This window comes from Colwellia sp. KU-HH00111 (assembly GCF_040362745.1).
Taxonomy (GTDB): Bacteria; Pseudomonadota; Gammaproteobacteria; order Enterobacterales; family Alteromonadaceae; genus Colwellia.
Genome location: NZ_BAABWO010000001.1, coordinates 638,868 through 656,316 on the forward strand (window position 1 = coordinate 638,868; position 17,449 = coordinate 656,316).

Sequence of the window (17,449 nt, forward strand, 5' to 3'; positions counted from 1 at the left end):
TGCTCCATTTTTTAGGTTGTCAAATTTATGTCTTTGTTAGCTGTGCCTATTGTTGCCGTTGTTGCGCTTATTGCTAGCCTATTATGCTTAAGTATTTTTTTGCTATACATACCACGTTATAAGGCTAAGCTGGCGATGTTTGTTTCTCAGTATCAGGCGCAAGAAATACTGATCAATAATCTACAATCAGAGCATGAAAAAATGAAAGCTGCGATTGATAAACTTTCAAAAGTGCATGATGAGTCAATGACTGAAAATGCACTGGTTTCAAAGCAGCTTGAGCATAGGATTAGAACTCTGCAAGGAGAAATAACCAGCCAACAAGAGCTTATCGCTCAATTGCAAACAGACCAAGGTGAAGATAAATTCTATACCCGTGCGATTAAATTGGCGAAAAGAGGCGCTGATATCGAAGAAATTGTCACAGAATGTGAACTACCACCTGCAGAGGTGGAAATGCTGATATCGGTTTATCAGAAAAAAAGCGAGTGACCGTTTTTCTTTGCATAAAAACGGTAATTTGAACTAATTACACACGTAAATAAGCCCTTCAAGAATTCTAAATCTAACAAATCACGACCCTTGTTCTATTTTTTTATAATTAACTGTTTATCTATCATAAGGAATTTGTCCCGTGACATTTTTTGTTTCACCCTATTTTCGAACAATCATTATGGCTGTTATGGTGCTTTTATCTGGTTGCTCAAGTACGCCAGCGTCTGACACAAACATTGCGGACTCAAGAGATCCACTTGAAGTGGTTAACAGACCCTTCTGGACATTTACTTGGGATTATGCGGATAAGTATGTCGCAAAACCTGTCTCAGAATTTTATACCACATACACGCCAACATTTTTAAGAACCGGTTTGTACAATATGGCACTCAATTTAAATGAGCCATCAAGTATTATTAATAATTTGCTGCAATTAAAATTTACTGATGCAGCAAAAAACACCGGACGGTTTTTGCTAAACTCAACCATAGGACTCTTAGGGTTTTATGATCCCGCTAGTGACTTTCAATGGTCGTCATCTCAAGAAGAGTTCGGTGAAGTACTTGGCAGTTATGGAGTGAGTGATGGCCCATTTTTAGTTATTCCGGCATTAGGGCCTAGCTCGGTACGTGAAGAAGTGGGAGACTATGTTGATGGCTTGTATTGGCCGCTAGCAGTGATAGACTTTTGGCCGAATATAGTGAGGTTAGGGGTTATTGGTTTAGAAAAAAGAGCGTCAATTAGTGATCAAGAACAATTGCTAAAAGAATCAACCGATCCCTATGAATTTATTAAAAATGCCTACTTTCAAAATATGAACTATCGCTTGTACGATGGTAATCCTCCTATTGTTATCGATGAAGAAGAAGAGGCTGAAATTGAGGCTTTATTAGAAGAATTTGGTGGTTGATTATAATATTTTAATGCTAAAAGCTATAAATTTGTACCGAAGTTGAATGCAATTTGTTAGAATTGCCCCAATTTTATAACCAAACAGTATTGGAAATATATAGATGAATATCATTGAAGGTTCATTTGAAGCAAAAGGCAAAAAATTCGCTATCGTCGTCTCTCGTTTTAATCATTTTATCGTCGACAGTTTATTAGATGGTGCTATTGATGCGCTTAAACGACATGGCAGCGTTGCTGATAATGACATTACTATCGTTCGTGTACCTGGCGCCTATGAGTTGCCGTTAGCGGCAAAAAAATTAGCAGCAAAAGGTGAGTTCGATGCCATTATCGCCATTGGTGCGGTTATTCGTGGCGGAACGCCTCATTTTGATTTTGTTGCAGGGGAATGTAATAAAGGCCTAGCGCAAGTATGTTTAGAATCTGAAATACCCGTTTCTTTTGGCGTTATCACTACAGACTCTATCGAACAAGCCATTGAACGTGCCGGTACTAAAGCGGGCAACAAAGGTGCAGAAGCTGCGCTTGGTGCATTAGAAATGGTTAACGTTCTCTCTCAAATTTAGGATTGCTATTGTGAAACCTTCTCCTCGAAGAAAAGCACGTGAGCTTGCAGTACAAGCTGTATACTCATGGCAAATTAGCCAAAACTCAGTCAACGATGTTGAACTTAATTTTATTACTGAAAACAGTAAACGCCGTTTTGATATAGAGTATTTTCAGTTACTTTTGCGCGGTGTAACCACTAATGTTGAGCAATTAGACCTTGCTATTACCCCACACGTTGACCGACCACTTGATGATATAGATCAGGTGGAAAAAGCAATTTTGCGTGTTGGGGTATTTGAGCTTTCATCATGTCAAGACGTGCCTTATCGTGTTGTGATCAATGAAGCTATAGAATTAGCGAAACTATTTGCAACAGATGATAGCCACAAATTTGTCAATGGAGTGTTAGATAAAGCAGTCAAGTTGATTCGCCCAAAAGGCTAATATAACTTTGCCCATGGAAGTGGTTAGCGCATAAAAATATGAAAGAATTTGAAATAATAAAACAATTTTTTACTCAGCAAGCAGTACGTAGAAAAGATGTGTTGCTTGGCATTGGTGATGACTGTGCAGTGGTTTCGAGTACTGAAAAGCAAGATGTAGTTATTACTACTGACACCTTGGTTGCAGGGGTTCATTTTCCGTTAGGTACTTCAGCAAAGGCGATAGGGCATAAAGCCGTAGCGGTTAATTTGTCTGATATTGCAGCTATGGGAGCTGAACCTAGTTGGATTTCTCTAGCGATTACCATACCAGAAGTTAATGATACTTGGCTCAGTGAATTTTGTAGTGGTGTTTTTGAGCTCTGCGAATACTATAATGTGCAATTGGTTGGTGGCGATACCACCCAAGGTCCATTAAGTGTCACTATTACCGCTCAAGGGTTAACGCCAGAAGGCAAGTATCTGTCTCGTTCAGGCGCTAAAGCAGGTGATTGGATTTATGTTACGGGTGATCTAGGTGATGCAGCCTTGGCTTTACAACATCATAATGAACCGTTTTTAACCGACGCCGATGTTATTGAGCAGGTACAACAAAAGCTAGACTATCCTAAACCGCGTGTGTTGATGGGGCAATCCTTACGAGAGTATGCATCTTCAGCTATTGATATTTCAGATGGCTTACTGGCTGATTTGGGGCATATTTGTCAGGCATCTAATGTTGGCGCTAATATAGTGTTAGATGCGATACCTATGTCTGAGGCAATGAATAATTCTCAGCTATTTGATGATGCCATTTTGCTTGCCCTTAATGGTGGTGATGATTATGAATTATTATTCACTGTATCTGAAGATAACAAGGTTGCAATGGAAACCGCGTTGTCTCATGCCGGCGCTGCTGTTACTTGTATCGGGCAAATGAATGCAACCCGAACCATTTCAACAACGTTAAACAATAAGCCTGTCTCAATTAATGGCTCAGGGTTTGAACACTTCTCATCGAAAGAAACTGGTTAACACGTAAATTAATATGAGCCATTTACAATCCAAAGTAGAGTCTAAGGTTACCTTTAACCTCAAACATCCCGTTCAGTTTTTAGCGTTGGGTTTTGGTAGTGGTTTAGCGCCCAAAGCACCTGGAACCTTTGGTACGTTAGCAGCGATCCCTGTTTTTTTAGGTTTAGCCTTATTAAGCCCTGTTTCTTACTTTATTGCGATATTAGTGATGAGTATTGCTGGCATTTATATTTGCGGTAAGGCTGCAACGGATGTTGGTGTTCATGATCACCCTGCCATAGTCTGGGATGAGTTTGTTGGTTTTTTTATCACTATGTTCATGGTTCCAGTGAGTTGGCAAAGTGTGCTAGTGGGGTTTGTATTGTTTCGTTTATTTGATATTTTTAAACCTTGGCCCATTTCTTTTGTTGATAAAAACATGTCAGGCGGTTTCGGTATCATGTTTGATGATATTCTTGCCGGTGTCTTTGCTTTAGTTATCATGCAGTTAATTTTTTAATTTGTTTTTTTAGTCTTTTCCTTCAATTTATTGACCGTTATCAATAGTATTCTTGCAACTTTTACGCTATTTTTAGGTGGAAGGTAAAAAAAAAGCAGCGATCACTTGTTTTTTATTTTTTTACCCTCAGCTATTTATTAGGGCAAAGAAGGTTTAACCCTCACGCTTTAGCTTTTAGCTATAGTTCACAGTACTTGTTTAAAGTAAATGTTAAAAAAGGAATACCTATGAAAATAAATCTTTCAGGTCATCACGTTGATGTTAACGACTCCATAAAAGAACATATCGAGGAAAAATTTTCTAAAATAGCAAACCACTTTCCAACCTTAATAGCCTTAGATGTTATTATTTCCAAAGAACACAATCAGCACCAAGTAGAATTAACTACCAGTTATGAAGGTAGTCGAATTTCGACCAAGGGTGTCGATGGCGTCATGTATCCAGCTATTGCTAGTGCAGCAAAAAAACTTGATGCTGCATTGAAACATCGAAAAGGGCAATTAAAAGCCAACTTACATGCAAAACCACAATGTACGGCTCCTGAGATTGCTCATGAAAAAGTACAAGAAATGAATCTTGCTTAATAGTTTTCAATTAATATGAGCAAACCATATAAGGGCTGTTGAATTAATTTCACAGCTCTTTTTTTGTGTTTATTTTAACCAAATTAATGGTAGTACAGTTTTAATCTTGTTGTGCTTCTTGCTGCGCCAATACTGCTAATTTTTCCCGTTCAGCTTTTGAGATATATCGTGGTTTATTACTTTTGTGTAACTTTGCGTTGGCTTTTTTTTGCTTCTTTTTCAGCGTGTCATTAATCTTTTTCTTACGGTTCATTTGGTCGGTTCTTATCGTTAAGTCAAGGAGGTATTTATCCTGGGAAGTTGTTTAATAAGCAAAGCTAGCTGCTCATCATGATTATGTTTACTCGCGAGTGTATCCCATTATTCTTTCAAAATAGCCATATTCTCTCGGAGCTTCAAATATTATTAAACTAGGGCTAGGGTGAAATTGCTGCTATTATGCGCTCATTTACTTATCCTTTAAAGTTTTCTATAACTTGAAGAGATAATTTTACCAATATAGAGGCAGCTAGCTTGAGCGAACCAAAGACAAACACCAAAACTACAACGGATTTTGCATCATTAAACTTACATAAAGATTTATTGAAAAACCTAATCTCGCTTGGTTATCAAAAAATGACGCCAATACAAGCACAAAGTTTACCACCCATGTTGGCAGGCAGTGATCTGATTGGCCAAGGTAAAACTGGTTCAGGAAAAACTGCGGCTTTTGGTTTGGCGTTGTTAGAAAAACTACAGGTAAAGCGTTTTCGTATTCAGTCTATGGTGTTATGCCCTACACGTGAGCTTGCTGATCAAGTTGCCAAAGAAATTAGAAACCTTGCTCGCGCAGTTCACAATATCAAAGTATTAACCTTATGTGGTGGCACCCCGTTTGGGCCACAAATTGGCTCGTTAGAGCATGGAGCACATATTATTGTTGGTACACCAGGTCGCATTGAAGAACATGTTATTAAAGGTACATTGGTGCTAGACGATTTAAATTTATTAATACTCGATGAAGCTGATCGTATGTTAGAAATGGGGTTCGAAGCAGCCTTGGATAATATCATTGAACGGACACCGCTCGATCGTCAAACATTATTATTTAGTGCAACATTTCCTAAACAGATACAGGCTATCAGTGAGAGTATTATGACTGACCCTGTGATGGTTCAAGTTGCATCAACAGAAGAGCCTTCGAGCATCACTCAAGCATTTTATTCTGTAGATAATGACAGTGAACGTTATGATGCATTAAGATTATTACTCTTAGATAACCCTGTAGAATCCGCCGTAGTTTTTTGTAACACTAAAAAAGAAACGCAGGCGGTTTGTAACCAATTGCATGACGATGGTTTTAGTGTGTTGGCCTTACATGGCGATTTAGAGCAACGTGATAGAGATCAAACACTTTTGCGCTTTGCTAATAAAAGTGTGGTTGTTTTGGTTGCAACAGATGTTGCTGCACGTGGCTTGGATATTGATTCGTTGGATCTAGTCGTTAATTATCACATTGCTCATGATGCGGAAGTTCATGTTCATCGCATTGGTCGTACTGGTCGAGCAGGAGCTAAAGGTAAGGCTATCTCTTTATTTAATGATAAAGAACGCTACAAAGTCGGTCTTATAGAAGATGGCCTTGATTGTGTTATCGAACCCGGGTTGTTGCCATCAATTGATGTACTTAACAATGCGCGAGTACAAGCAAAAATGTCGACGATACAAATTGATGGTGGTAAAAAGCAAAAAGTGCGACCCGGTGATATTTTAGGTGCGCTAACAGCAAAAAGCACCTCAGCTAAGGGCGGCGTAGAAATTACCGGTAAAGACGTAGGTAAAATACATGTACAGGATATACGCTCGTATGTTGCGGTAAATAAAAAAGTACTCAAGCATGCTTTAAGAAAACTTGCCGAAGGTAAAATGAAGGGACGAAGCTTTAAGGTTCGGCATTTAGTTGTATAAGGTGTATTAGTATCAAGGCTTAATTTTTATTTGCACGGATGTTTAAATGCCAAAATGAGACATGCTAAACAACCAATATTTAGTGTGTTTCACTAAATATTGGTTTTCCCTCTTTATACCTTAATAAACTGTTGTTTTTAACTTGTTGATATATATGTAACTATTTTTTGTATCTGTTTTGGCATTAGTCTTGTAATACTTTTGATAACTAAAACATAACATCGATATTAAATTAGCAGGTACCATCATGATTAATCACTCTTTATTTTCAATGCAAACATCAAAATCGATTATTGCGGCCGCCTTATTTTCAATATTTGTCTCTACAGCCACCTATGCGCATGATGAACATGAGACATGTGATGTTGAGCTTGAGGCAGGTTTAACCATTAATCAATCATCAATTGAATTTTTTGATCCAGATAATAGACAACACGCTCTTTATGTTATTGATGAAAATAACCAGTTAAGCATTGGCGGTAACGATGTCGTTTTAACTGCACCACAACAAGTATTGGTCGCTGAATATTCTTCTCGCATTCGTGCCATGGTGCCTGAAGTTAGAGCTATTGCTATTGAAGGCGTCGACTTAGCCTTAGAGGGGGTCAATTTGGTATTTAACGAACTTCTTGGTGAAGGCAATAACGTTGGCTCTGATTTAACGCAAGAGTTATCCGCTATTAAAGACGAAGTATTGACACGTTTCACCATTAAACATGGCTTTACTGTTGGCGACAATGGTTTAGAGAACGATGAATTATTAGGGAATGAATTTGAGCAACGTATTGAAACCGCAATTGAAAAAGCGATGATGGGCTCAATGGGTCACTTACTTGTTTCATTAGGCCAAGAAATGATGTTTTCAGGAGGCGACTCAGATAGCTTTGAAACGCGTATGGAAGCGTTTGGTGAAAACATAGAACAGCAAATGGAGCTTCGTGCTGAGAAAATTGAACGTAAAGCCAATAGTTTGTGTGTAGGTGCTGTAGAAATTGATCAACTAGAAGAAGCCTTAAAGGCAAGTATTTCACCAATGTCTAATATTAACGTGATCAGCGTACAGCAATCACTTGAGCATCAAGAGCAAAACAAGCGATTGATGTAGTCGCGAGACTTAAGTTTATTTGTTTATTTATTTGTTTATTTGGGTAATTAATTTAAAAGCCAGGCCTAGCAGTGATATCATTGTTGGGTCTTTTTTTATCTTTAATTTTATCACTTATGCATGCCGTTCACCGATTACATCAATATAGGTTAAGCTTAAGCACCACCACCTATAAAGCAAGAGGTCAAAGAGTTATACGTTGTGACTTATGTCGTTTGGCCAAAACCTATTGCATTTGTGCAATTGCGCCACAGCAAAGTAACGTTAACACAAAAGCGGCTTTTTTATTATTGATGTATGATACCGAAGTATTAAAACCCAGTAATACCGGCAAACTCATTGCAGATTTAATACCTGATACGTATGCTTTCTTGTGGTCTAGAACAAACCCTGATGACGCATTACTGGCAATAATTAATGATGAGCAATGGCAACCTTATGTGGTTTTTCCCAAAGAATACGCGGGTGATGAACGTCAAGTACAAACGCAAAATGTAGTGTGTGATCAGGGAAAAAGGCCACTGTTTATTATGCTTGATGGCAGCTGGCGGGAAGCAAAAAAAATGTTTCGTAAAAGTCCTTATTTAGACCAGTTCCCTATGCTTTCGTTTGATCCTAAAGCTTTTTTACAAGCCCAATTAGCCTTAGATAACACTGCGTCTGATGCAAAGGACATCCAAGTAGATGAATTCTCCCCGTTAGGAGATGACTCCCGTTATACGGTAAGAAAAACGGCTTTAGCACATCAGTTCTCAACGGCTGAAGTTGCAGCTAGAGTGCTTGAAATGTTTGGTGAAAAGCGAAATGCTCAACTGCTTGATTTATGGTTTGATGTGTTTAATTACCAGTATCAAAAAAGTGTTTGTCAGCGTAATAAAGGTAATGTTAATGCATTAGATAATTATCAAAAGTTTGTAAAAGAGAGTGGTGTTTAGTGTTGAATTACGCGCTATGAGTTGCAAAAAAAATGAAAGTTACGAGTTGTCTGTTATTAACCACTCGTAACTTTGTTTACGATACTAGCCGCTTTTACTTCATACTGATAGTGGTATGAATATCAGTACCGTCTTGATGATCAGGTTCAAACCAACGCGCAGTGACTGATTTAGTATATGTCCAGAAACTGACTACTTGTTTACCATTAGGGCCTAAGTCACCTAATTTAGAGCCACGAGAGCCGGTGAAGCTGAAATAAGCCACAGGTACAGGGATTGGCACATTAATACCCACCTGACCAACATCAATTTCATTTTCAAACTTTCTCGCATTCCAACCAGAAGAAGTAAATATTGATGTGCCGTTACCATTAGGGTTGGCGTTGATGATTTCAATTGCCTCTTCAAGCGTTTCTGCTTCTAATACGCAAAGGGCAGGACCGAAAATTTCTTGCTTATAAATATCCATATCAGTAGTAACATTAGTAAATAACGTTGGACCGACAAAGTTACCGTTTGGATATCCCTCTACTTGGCAATCTCTGCCGTCAACTAATAACGTCGCTCCTTGCTCAACACCAGAGTCTAACAAGCTAATGATACGTGCTTTAGCTTGTGGAGATACCACTGGACCTAAATCGGCATCACGCTGTATACCAGGGCCCACTTTCATTAGTTTGGCACGTTCGACAATTTCAGGTAACCATTCACGGGTTTTGCCTACTAAAATGGTCACAGGGTTTGCCATACAGCGTTGTCCAGCAGCGCCAAAAGCAGAGCCAAGTAAATCATTTATTGCACGGTCTTTATTAGCATCGGGCATGATCACCATGTGGTTTTTAGCACCCATCATTGATTGCGCGCGTTTGCCGTGTTTAGTCGCATGATTGTATACATGTGTGCCAACATGGGTTGAACCAATAAATGATACCGCTTTAACAGCATCGGCTTCAATGAGTTGGTTAACTACATCAGGTCCACCATGAACAACATTGAGTACCCCAGCAGGAATACCAGCTTTAAGGGCTAATTCAACCAATAATATGGTTGATGATGGTGCTTGCTCTGAAGGTTTTAGAATAAATGTATTACCACAAGCAATGGCTGGCGGAAACATAAATGACGGAAGCATTAATGGGAAGTTAAATGCTGTGATCCCAAGACCTACACCAATTGGTTTGTTTAAGGTATATGTATCCACACCTGTTGCAGCATTGTTTGCCATTTCACCCAGTTGTAAACGGGTTACAGAGCAAGCATTCTCAATTGCTTCTAATGACCGGCCAACTTCTCCTTCTGCATCAGGAAGTGTTTTACCATGCTCTAATGTGACTAATTCGGCTAATTCTTGCGTATGCTCTCTAACTAATTGTTGGAACGTTAGCATAATGCGCATGCGATTGGTTAATGAAACCTTTGACCATGTTTTAAACGCTTCAGCTGCGTTAGCAACTGCCGCTTCTATTTCCGCTTTTGTTGCCATAGGTACGCGAGCGACAACCTCTTGCGTTGCAGGGTTTAAAACGTCTAACCAAGTATCGGTAGTTGAACGAACTTTTTCGCCATTGATGATCAATGGAATTTCTCTAATAGTCATGACAAGCCTTAAGATAAGTTAATTGCAATGAGTACTAAAATAGTCTTTTAACAATAATTGAGCAATAAGCAAAAGTGCAACGCATATTGCATTTTTGCAAAAACAATTGAGTGTTGCTATGCTAGTGCAATGAATTGGGATGATATTAAATTTTTTTTAGAACTTGCGAGAAGTGAGCGCTTATCTATTGCAGCCAAGCGACTGACGATTGATGCCTCAACTTTATCACGACGACTGCACAAACTTGAAGAGAGTCTAGCAACGAAACTTTTTGAGCGAACGGTAGATGGCCACGTACTGACGATAGATGGTACTAAACTATTGCAATATGCAAGACGGATGGAACTCGACGCAGGTCAAGCACTTAAAGTTATCAAAGAACATAAAAATATTAACAGTGGCCGAGTGAGAATAGGGGTCACAGAAGCATTTGGCAGTTTTTTTATTGCCCCGCACTTAACTAAACTTAAGCAACAGTTTCCCAATATTAAAATAGAGTTAGTACACTTTGCTCGAGATGTTAAAATCAGTCGTAATGAAGCGGATATAGCTATCGCGGTAGAAAGGCCAAAGAGTACCTCAACAATTATTACAAAACTGTGTGATTATCAGTTGCAATTATATGGCCATGCAAGCTATCTTAAAGACTTAGATGAAGCTGTGTCCATAACTCAATTATCTAAATATCAATGGGTTAGCTATGTTGATAACCTGTTGTTCACTGAACAGTTGTCCTATTTGAAAGAATTAAACGCCAATATTGTACCCAGTTTTCAAAGTACCAGTATTACTAGCCAATATAGCGCCATAAAAAGTGGCTTAGGTATTGGTGTTTTGCCTTGCTTTTTAGCTGAACAAGATGCTAGCTTAGTTAAACTATGCGATCATGATATTAAACTGGTACGTAGTTTTTATTTAGTCACACATCCAGAAAGTAAACGCTTATCTCAAGTCGAAACTGTTTGGCAGTATTTGAAAATGTTAGCACAAGACAATAAACAATTACTGATGCCTGAGTAAGTAGTGTAGGTGTTAAAATAAGTATGTATATAGGTGAATATGAATAACTCAAACCAATCACTAAGTGAGAATGATCAAGGAAATACAACGAATACAGCAAAGGCCTCATGGGGTTTAATTGCTTTTATTCTGTTGGTGATTATTGCCATAGGGGTTGCTTGGCAATTTACAGGGAGTAATACCGACATTGCCAAGACACAGGAACCTATAATCCAGCCTGCAGTGAGTGTTGAGCCTACACCTGAAAAAATACTAGACCCTGCGCCGGTAGAAACTGAAGAAATAACAGTAGTTATACCACCGGCTGCGACATCGCAGATTGAAGAGCTTAGTGTTGTTCAAGAAAACCCATTGCCGCTGTTAGATGAAAGCGATAATTGGTTGAAGTTGAAATTGCCCGAGATAACGTGGCGTAAAGAATTACTTCAGTTGATCATTGATGAAGATATGATCCGCCGTTTTGTCGTGTTCACTGATAACTTTGCCCAAGGAAACCTTGCTTATGAGCATAGCCCCTTTGTACTACCTAAAGGCAAATTTTTCCCAGATAAATCAAGTACCAGTTTTGAACAAACAAGTCAAAGTACTGAAGGCGCTACAATTAAGCAAAATGTTTGGCAATGGAGTGAACGCTCAAGTGAACGCTTTAGTTTATATATAGAGCTGTTAAGGTCTATGGATAGTGACAGCCTAGTACAGTGGTATACAGAAGTTAAACCACTGATTGATGAAGCATATAGTGAGTTGGGCTACGATGATGACTTTACCCAAGTGCTGCAGGATGCTATCACTCGTGTATTAGATATGGAGGTTCCCAAGTCACCAATGAAATTAATACAACCCAGTGTGGTTTATAAGTTTGCTGATCCTCAGCTAGAAGCGCTGCCCGCTACCGAGAAACTTTTACTGCGCTTAGGCAAAGATAATTTATTGGTAATGAAATCAGTATTGTTAGAGCTGCATGAAAAATTAGCACAACAAGCCAATGGCATCAGTGAAGGTTAATCCAATTATTGTTCAGGTAGCTCATATTCGTTTAAAAAATCCTCATGCAGATGAAACCTGTCATAAAATAGTAAACTAGGGCTTGCATCCTCGGGTTTGATTAGCGATAATTCGCGCCGCTTAGATGCAAACTAAAAACGTCTAGTTTGCTTAAGTTCATTATGGTGACCCTTTTGGTCCCCTCGCAATGATACTCTGTGAACTCGGCCAGGTCCGGAAGGAAGCAACCGCAGCAGACGACTCATGTGCCGAGGTGCGGCTACTAGGGTTGCCACCCAATTCTAAAGTTACCGCAGTATTAATTTAGCAAGCCGCAATATCAATTCAGCAAAAGTTAAAACCCAATATAGAATTAAGCATACAACCAAAAATATATCTCAATCGAATTTTATCGATGGTGCTAATCATTTTTAAGGGGTACGAGTAATACGGGCTTAGTAGTTCTATTAACCACTTTATCTGCCACCGAGCCAATAAACAGATTGTCTAAAGCACTATGTGCATGACTACCCATAACGATCAGATCTACATTCCTTTCTTCAGCAATACCAATGATTGTTGCGGCAGGCGAGCCTTCAATAATATCGGCAACGGGTTTCCCTCCAGGGAATGCTTGGCCGTCTAACTCTTCTAAGCAAAACTTTTCAATTCGGTCATTCACTTTTTTATGCAACTCATCCACCGAACGTTGATATAAATCTTCTATAGTTCCTTCTGGCATGTAAGCATTTACTATTGATGCAGTATTGGGGTTCATTGGTTCTATTACATATAGAAAATGGATCTTGGCATTGTTTTGTTTCGCTAGGCTAACTGCCATGCGAAATGCTGGTCTTGTATGTTTACCAAGATCAGTCGCATATAGTATTGTGTTGATGTCTGTCATAACGGTACCTTTTATCTATTTTTAGTAAGTAAAAATAGCATACGAAATAATTAATAAGCGCACTTGATTTAAATCAATTATATTCTTGCTAATTATAAAGCGTAAGGAAAAATACTATTAATTAAAACGAGGTAATATAAGTTATTGTGACCTTTTGGGATTAGCTAGTTGCTCGGTGAGACTTCATAAACTCTACCGCTTTACTCACGGCTTTTTTGACTTTAGATTCCATTTCAAAACGTTCAGAGGCAGGTAAATAAAATGCCATATCTACTTCGTGGCGAATATAACGTGTAGGGAGTTGGTTTAACACCACACAAAATAAATCTGCAATAAAGTCATCATCATATTTTTCATCAAATTTAGACAAAGCAAAATACTCTATCACCAGTTTTTCATAGTAATTGTGGATGTCGTCAGATATGTTCATAAACGCCTTCTTGATAAATTGTACGAGTATTTTTTAAGAGTAACCTGAGATTTGGCAAAATGCGAATATTATTGTTAAAAAGCCATTAACGTTTCTCTGCTAATTCAATGTCTCGCTCAATGGTTGAAATAGCTTTACGACAACGTCCTAATCGTTGGTGTAAAGCTAATACCTCAGTAGATAACTTTGCGCTTTGTTCACTTTTGCACGTTGCGCGACTAAGTTCTCTTTCTGCAACCATATCCATTAACCGTCGTTCGAATTCATGATGCTCTGCGAGTTTTTGGTAAAGCTGATGGCTAGAGAGCATCACTTTTTTAGTTAGCTCTTGGTACTTGTGAGCTTGTTTGATTTTAGCTTTTTTTATACGCACTTTATTATTAGCGTCAAAACTTAATTCAGCGGCTTGATGCATAACTTCATTCGCCTTTAGAGCAGTAGATATAGCAGCAATTTGCTGTTCTATTTGAAGTAATAGCACTTTAGAAAGTTCGATTTGGTTGGCGTTGACTAAACGTGAGAACTCCGCAACTCTTCTTTGCACTTCTCTAATATAAGGTTGAAACTGATCGCTTTGGCTGGAAAAAAGCGTTGCAGAAAATAAATTGTTATTCTCAAGCAAGCGATGAGCTTTAACTTTAGAGTTTCGCGCATCGGTTTGTTTTGCTTTAACATCGAGAGTTTTTAATAAAAGCGATAAACGCTCAATCGAGTTCATGTGTTACCTAAACAATAAGAATAACTGAATAAGGACAACACTATAACACTCTGTTTTAAAATGTACTTATCAATTGGTTAAATTAATGTAAATTTTAAATTTCCATAATAATTGTCGTAATTAAGTAATACTAAAACAATTGTATTTGTCATTTTTTGTTTACAAATAAAAAATTTAATCTTTAATTTACTGAATTATATAAATTATTTTTTTTTTGTAAATAGTTTTATAAAAACGATAATATATTATTAAAATCAGGTGGTTAATATTAAGTTGTTGTTATTTAAGGTATTGCTTGAGTTTTAGGAAAGTGCTATTTGATTCTATAGCTAAAAATCAATGATCTTTTTTATAAAAGCTTTCACTATCAGATTCATATACATAAATCTGATAAAACACTTATTTATCTGATGCTTAAGTTTGAATGTGTTTTATATTTTAATTTTTTAAATATTGATTGTTATGTAAACTTGTTAAAAATATTAACAATTGACAACAAATGGTGTTGACGATGTGCGACGATCCCGTTTAATATCGTAGAGGACAGATCAGGTCATTAGGCCCGTTCAAAAAAGTTTACGAGGCAAAATAGTTTCGAAACTGATTAAAATAAACAAATAAATAACAACCAATCACGAATGTGATCCAGGGAGTAAACATGTATAACAATAGCAAAGTAGCTAAGGCTATCCGCCTTGCCATGATGTTTGGCGCAGCTGCAACGGCATCTGTTTCAACAACAGCATTTTCAGCAGAAGAAGGCGCTGAAGAAGAAATTGAAAAAATCGAAGTAACCGGTTCTCGTATCAAACGTAGTGACCTTGAAGGTGCTTCGCCAGTTACAGTAATCACAACTGAAGATATGAAAATTGAAGGTAACTTCACTGTAGCTGATGCCTTACGTGGTAGCACATTTAACTCATTTGGTTCTTTTTCTGAAAGATCAGGTAGTTCAGCTCAATCTCAAGCAACAATTAACTTACGTGGTGCTGGTTCTAAGCGTACTTTAGTATTGTTAGATGGTAAGCGCTTACCAGGTTCTCCAACTTTAGGTGGCCAATCGGCTAACTTAAATGCTATTCCTATGGCAGCCGTTGAGCGTATCGAAATTTTAACTGATGGTGCTTCATCTACATACGGTTCAGACGCTATTGCTGGTGTTGTTAACGTTATTCTTAAAAAGAACTATGAAGGTTTAGAGTTTAGTGTTGGTGCTGGTCAACGTGATCGTGATGAAGGTACAACTTCTTCAGAATTCTCTGTAATTGGTGGTTACTCAACAGATAAAGGTAATATTACTTTTGCTTTTGACCATCAAAAACGTGAAGGTATTTCTGACGGTGCTCGTGACTTCACTAAAGCTAAAATGACTGACTTTAACGGCGATGGTGAAATTCAAGCCTACGAAGAAACTGACGGTTGGAGTATTTACGGTGCTACTGTAGCTACACCTGATTGGGTAGATGCTCAAGCTTCACCTGAGTGTGATAATTTAATTGCAGAGTATGGTAGCGATACTTTCGCTAAAGTTGCTGCTGATAATGACTGGGGTAACCCAGGTGCGACATACTGTATGTTTGCATATGCTAACGTGTCTTATAACAAAGCTTCAATCGATCGTAATACTGTGTTTGTTGATGCAAACTATGAAGTAGCTGATGGCGTTGAATGGTTCGGCCGTGCAATGTTCGTACAAAACAGCTCTTTTGGTCGCTATGCTCCACCAGCTGCACGTTGGGATGATTTTGGCGCAGACAATGAACATAACCCATTTGGTGTTGATGGCACTAAAGGTTTCTTCCGTTGGGTAGGCATTGGTAACCGTGACGGTAATGTTGACGATTATAACCAAGATTACTTAACTGGTTTACGTGGTGACCTTGATTGGAATAATGCATCGTGGGAAGTTTACTACCACAGAAACACTGCAGATAACAAATCTGTTGGTCAATACTACTTGAGCTACGGCGGTGTTGCATACAATGAAGCAAATGGCATTCCTCTAGGTTCAGAAGAAGGTATTGCCAACATGAAGATTACTACTCTTCAAGAGTCAGAGTCTACATTTGATCAATTCTTCGCAGGTATCGGTTTTGATATGGGTACACTTGATGGTGGTGACATAGCGCATTACTTTGGTGCTGAATATCAAGAGATTACTTATGCAGATACTTATGATGGTCAATCGGAAGCAGGCCGTGTAGGTGGTTCAGCAGGTAATTCTTCATCTGGTGCTCGTGACATTACAGCATTATTTTACGAAGGTGTTTTACCTGTAACTGACGATGTGGAAGTTAATATTGCAGTTCGTTATGATGATTATTCAGATTTTGGTGATAACGTAGCACCTAAAATTGCTGTTCGTTGGCAAGCACTTGAAAACGTAGTTGTTCGTGCATCTTACTCTGAAGCTTTCCGTGCTCCAGGTCTTGATGAGTTGAATGCGGTTGATTCATTCAGTGCTGAAGACGCGCAGGATTTTGCAGCGGGTGATACTACTGAGAAACAATACGATACTTGGTATAAATCTAACCCTAACTTAGGTCCTGAAACTTCAGAATACACTAACTTAGGTTTATCTTGGGATATCACTGATTCAGTTGGCGTAACAGTTGATTACTTCAACTTGTCAATTGATAATGTAATCCAAACTAAATCTGTACAAGCATTATTCTCAGATGAAGCAGCGGGTAAAATCACAGCAGTTAGCCCTGATACTGATACAAGCGACTTAACTTTCTACTTAATGCGTACAGCAGGTCCAGGTAGTAAATTAATTCAAGCAGGTACTGGTTTCTTTAACGGAATTGGTTTTGATATCGAAGGTATCGATTTAGGCTTTAATGCAAGTTTAGAAACTGAAGCTGGTGATTTCTCTTTTGATATGACTAACAGCTTTACTCTAACTTACGATAGTGAGCAAGGTGGAGCAATTGTTGATTCAGCTGGTTGGTCAGGTCAACCTGATTATAAAGCAGTAGCAACGTTAGGTTGGTCAATGGGAGATCATGCTGTTGCATGGAACTCTAACTACACTAGCTCTACTTCAGAAACTGAAAAGCAAGTTGATGGTATTTGGGAAACGTCAGGAACATTAGATTCTTGGTTAATTCACAACTTAACATACACTTACTTTGCAGGCGATTACGGTAAAGTTCGTTTCACAGTTAATAACTTAACTGATGAAGACCCAGTATTAACTTCTACTGGTGCGTATGACGATCCAGACTTATACAATAACTTCGGTCGTGATTACCGCATTAGTTATACAATCAGCTTCTAATAGCTATTGCTAATTAATTAGCATAAA

At 38.3% G+C, this 17,449-nt stretch carries 18 protein-coding genes and 1 other RNA gene; 14 read left to right on the top strand and 5 right to left on the bottom strand.

Annotation, left to right across the window (positions count from 1 at the left end):
• Positions 1-27: 27 nt before the first annotated feature.
• From ABXG98_RS02805 to hpf, 7 genes are all read left to right on the top strand, one after another.
• Entirely contained in the window at positions 28-492 is a 465-nt protein-coding gene (locus ABXG98_RS02805) for a DUF2802 domain-containing protein (RefSeq protein WP_353537156.1), read from the top strand.
• A gap of 142 nt (positions 493-634) precedes the next feature.
• On the top strand, positions 635-1,405 hold the full coding sequence (locus ABXG98_RS02810) for an MlaA family lipoprotein (RefSeq protein ID WP_353537157.1): 771 nt from the start codon (positions 635-637) through the stop codon (positions 1,403-1,405).
• 103 nt (positions 1,406-1,508) lie between these two features.
• Positions 1,509-1,973: a 6,7-dimethyl-8-ribityllumazine synthase gene (gene ribH / locus ABXG98_RS02815; protein ID WP_353537158.1), complete on the top strand. Its 465-nt coding sequence runs from the start codon at positions 1,509-1,511 to the stop codon at positions 1,971-1,973.
• Positions 1,974-1,983: 10 nt separating this feature from the next.
• Entirely contained in the window at positions 1,984-2,400 is a 417-nt protein-coding gene (gene nusB, locus ABXG98_RS02820) for a transcription antitermination factor NusB (protein WP_353537159.1), read from the top strand.
• A gap of 38 nt (positions 2,401-2,438) precedes the next feature.
• Positions 2,439-3,413, top strand: coding sequence for a thiamine-phosphate kinase (gene thiL / locus ABXG98_RS02825; protein ID WP_353537160.1), 975 nt, complete (start codon positions 2,439-2,441; stop codon positions 3,411-3,413).
• A 13-nt stretch (positions 3,414-3,426) separates the two neighbouring features.
• The gene (locus ABXG98_RS02830) at positions 3,427-3,912 is read left to right on the top strand and encodes a phosphatidylglycerophosphatase A family protein (protein WP_353537161.1); all 486 of its coding nucleotides are present in this window, start codon (positions 3,427-3,429) and stop codon (positions 3,910-3,912) included.
• A 227-nt stretch (positions 3,913-4,139) separates the two neighbouring features.
• A complete protein-coding gene (gene hpf, locus ABXG98_RS02835; RefSeq protein ID WP_353537162.1) occupies positions 4,140-4,496 on the top strand; it encodes a ribosome hibernation-promoting factor, HPF/YfiA family in 357 nt (118 codons plus the stop codon).
• A gap of 100 nt (positions 4,497-4,596) precedes the next feature.
• Here hpf and ABXG98_RS02840 read toward each other — a convergent pair whose 3' ends face one another.
• Positions 4,597-4,749 (bottom strand): DUF2986 domain-containing protein, encoded by a 153-nt coding sequence (locus tag ABXG98_RS02840; RefSeq protein WP_353537163.1) that lies wholly within the window; start codon positions 4,747-4,749, stop codon positions 4,597-4,599.
• Between the two features lie 260 nt (positions 4,750-5,009).
• On the opposite strand from ABXG98_RS02840, the gene dbpA reads away from it, so the two are divergent.
• From dbpA to ABXG98_RS02855, 3 genes are all read left to right on the top strand, one after another.
• Positions 5,010-6,443: an ATP-dependent RNA helicase DbpA gene (gene dbpA, locus ABXG98_RS02845; protein ID WP_353537164.1), complete on the top strand. Its 1,434-nt coding sequence runs from the start codon at positions 5,010-5,012 to the stop codon at positions 6,441-6,443.
• A gap of 247 nt (positions 6,444-6,690) precedes the next feature.
• Positions 6,691-7,548, top strand: a complete 858-nt coding sequence (locus tag ABXG98_RS02850) for a DUF2884 family protein (protein ID WP_353537165.1) — start codon at positions 6,691-6,693, stop codon at positions 7,546-7,548.
• Between the two features lie 71 nt (positions 7,549-7,619).
• A complete protein-coding gene (locus ABXG98_RS02855) occupies positions 7,620-8,483 on the top strand; it encodes a tRNA-uridine aminocarboxypropyltransferase (protein ID WP_353537166.1) in 864 nt (287 codons plus the stop codon).
• Between the two features lie 94 nt (positions 8,484-8,577).
• Here the strand turns inward: ABXG98_RS02855 and ABXG98_RS02860 are convergent, their stop codons facing one another.
• Positions 8,578-10,080: a CoA-acylating methylmalonate-semialdehyde dehydrogenase gene (locus tag ABXG98_RS02860; protein WP_353537167.1), complete on the bottom strand. Its 1,503-nt coding sequence runs from the start codon at positions 10,078-10,080 to the stop codon at positions 8,578-8,580.
• A 129-nt stretch (positions 10,081-10,209) separates the two neighbouring features.
• Here ABXG98_RS02860 and ABXG98_RS02865 point away from each other — a divergent pair, with 129 nt between their 5' ends.
• The 3 genes from ABXG98_RS02865 to ffs all read left to right on the top strand — a co-directional run bounded on the left by ABXG98_RS02865 (position 10,210) and on the right by ffs (position 12,373).
• On the top strand, positions 10,210-11,100 hold the full coding sequence (locus ABXG98_RS02865) for a LysR family transcriptional regulator (RefSeq protein ID WP_353537168.1): 891 nt from the start codon (positions 10,210-10,212) through the stop codon (positions 11,098-11,100).
• A gap of 39 nt (positions 11,101-11,139) precedes the next feature.
• Positions 11,140-12,105 carry a DUF3014 domain-containing protein gene (locus tag ABXG98_RS02870; RefSeq protein WP_353537169.1) on the top strand — a complete coding sequence of 322 codons (966 nt, stop codon included), beginning with the start codon at positions 11,140-11,142 and terminating at the stop codon, positions 12,103-12,105.
• A 171-nt stretch (positions 12,106-12,276) separates the two neighbouring features.
• An RNA gene (ffs, locus tag ABXG98_RS02875) (signal recognition particle sRNA small type) lies at positions 12,277-12,373 on the top strand.
• Between the two features lie 132 nt (positions 12,374-12,505).
• On the opposite strand, the gene ABXG98_RS02880 is transcribed toward ffs, so the two are convergent.
• The 3 genes from ABXG98_RS02880 to ABXG98_RS02890 form a co-directional block, all read right to left on the bottom strand.
• Positions 12,506-12,991, bottom strand: a complete 486-nt coding sequence (locus ABXG98_RS02880) for a universal stress protein (RefSeq protein ID WP_353537170.1) — start codon at positions 12,989-12,991, stop codon at positions 12,506-12,508.
• A gap of 160 nt (positions 12,992-13,151) precedes the next feature.
• Entirely contained in the window at positions 13,152-13,421 is a 270-nt protein-coding gene (locus ABXG98_RS02885; protein ID WP_353537171.1) for a late competence development ComFB family protein, read from the bottom strand.
• An 85-nt stretch (positions 13,422-13,506) separates the two neighbouring features.
• On the bottom strand, positions 13,507-14,139 hold the full coding sequence (locus tag ABXG98_RS02890; RefSeq protein WP_353537172.1) for a primosomal replication protein: 633 nt from the start codon (positions 14,137-14,139) through the stop codon (positions 13,507-13,509).
• A 658-nt stretch (positions 14,140-14,797) separates the two neighbouring features.
• Here ABXG98_RS02890 and ABXG98_RS02895 point away from each other — a divergent pair.
• Complete coding sequence (locus ABXG98_RS02895; RefSeq protein WP_353537173.1) at positions 14,798-17,422, top strand: TonB-dependent receptor; 2,625 nt, start codon at positions 14,798-14,800, stop codon at positions 17,420-17,422.
• The last annotated feature ends 27 nt before the right edge of the window (positions 17,423-17,449 follow it).

What these genes read in the sequence shown, in the direction of transcription:
- ABXG98_RS02805 (WP_353537156.1), top strand. Translation starts at nt 28, where the DNA reads ATGTCTTTGTTAGCTGTGCCTATTGTTGCCGTTGTTGCGCTTATTGCT.
- ribH (WP_353537158.1), top strand. Translation starts at nt 1,509, where the DNA reads ATGAATATCATTGAAGGTTCATTTGAAGCAAAAGGCAAAAAATTCGCT.
- thiL (WP_353537160.1), top strand. Translation starts at nt 2,439, where the DNA reads ATGAAAGAATTTGAAATAATAAAACAATTTTTTACTCAGCAAGCAGTA.
- ABXG98_RS02830 (WP_353537161.1), top strand. Translation starts at nt 3,427, where the DNA reads ATGAGCCATTTACAATCCAAAGTAGAGTCTAAGGTTACCTTTAACCTC.
- hpf (WP_353537162.1), top strand. Translation starts at nt 4,140, where the DNA reads ATGAAAATAAATCTTTCAGGTCATCACGTTGATGTTAACGACTCCATA.
- ABXG98_RS02840 (WP_353537163.1), bottom strand. Translation starts at nt 4,749, where the DNA reads ATGAACCGTAAGAAAAAGATTAATGACACGCTGAAAAAGAAGCAAAAA.
- ABXG98_RS02850 (WP_353537165.1), top strand. Translation starts at nt 6,691, where the DNA reads ATGATTAATCACTCTTTATTTTCAATGCAAACATCAAAATCGATTATT.
- ABXG98_RS02860 (WP_353537167.1), bottom strand. Translation starts at nt 10,080, where the DNA reads ATGACTATTAGAGAAATTCCATTGATCATCAATGGCGAAAAAGTTCGT.
- ABXG98_RS02865 (WP_353537168.1), top strand. Translation starts at nt 10,210, where the DNA reads ATGAATTGGGATGATATTAAATTTTTTTTAGAACTTGCGAGAAGTGAG.
- ABXG98_RS02870 (WP_353537169.1), top strand. Translation starts at nt 11,140, where the DNA reads ATGAATAACTCAAACCAATCACTAAGTGAGAATGATCAAGGAAATACA.
- ABXG98_RS02880 (WP_353537170.1), bottom strand. Translation starts at nt 12,991, where the DNA reads ATGACAGACATCAACACAATACTATATGCGACTGATCTTGGTAAACAT.
- ABXG98_RS02885 (WP_353537171.1), bottom strand. Translation starts at nt 13,421, where the DNA reads ATGAACATATCTGACGACATCCACAATTACTATGAAAAACTGGTGATA.
- ABXG98_RS02890 (WP_353537172.1), bottom strand. Translation starts at nt 14,139, where the DNA reads ATGAACTCGATTGAGCGTTTATCGCTTTTATTAAAAACTCTCGATGTT.
- ABXG98_RS02895 (WP_353537173.1), top strand. Translation starts at nt 14,798, where the DNA reads ATGTATAACAATAGCAAAGTAGCTAAGGCTATCCGCCTTGCCATGATG.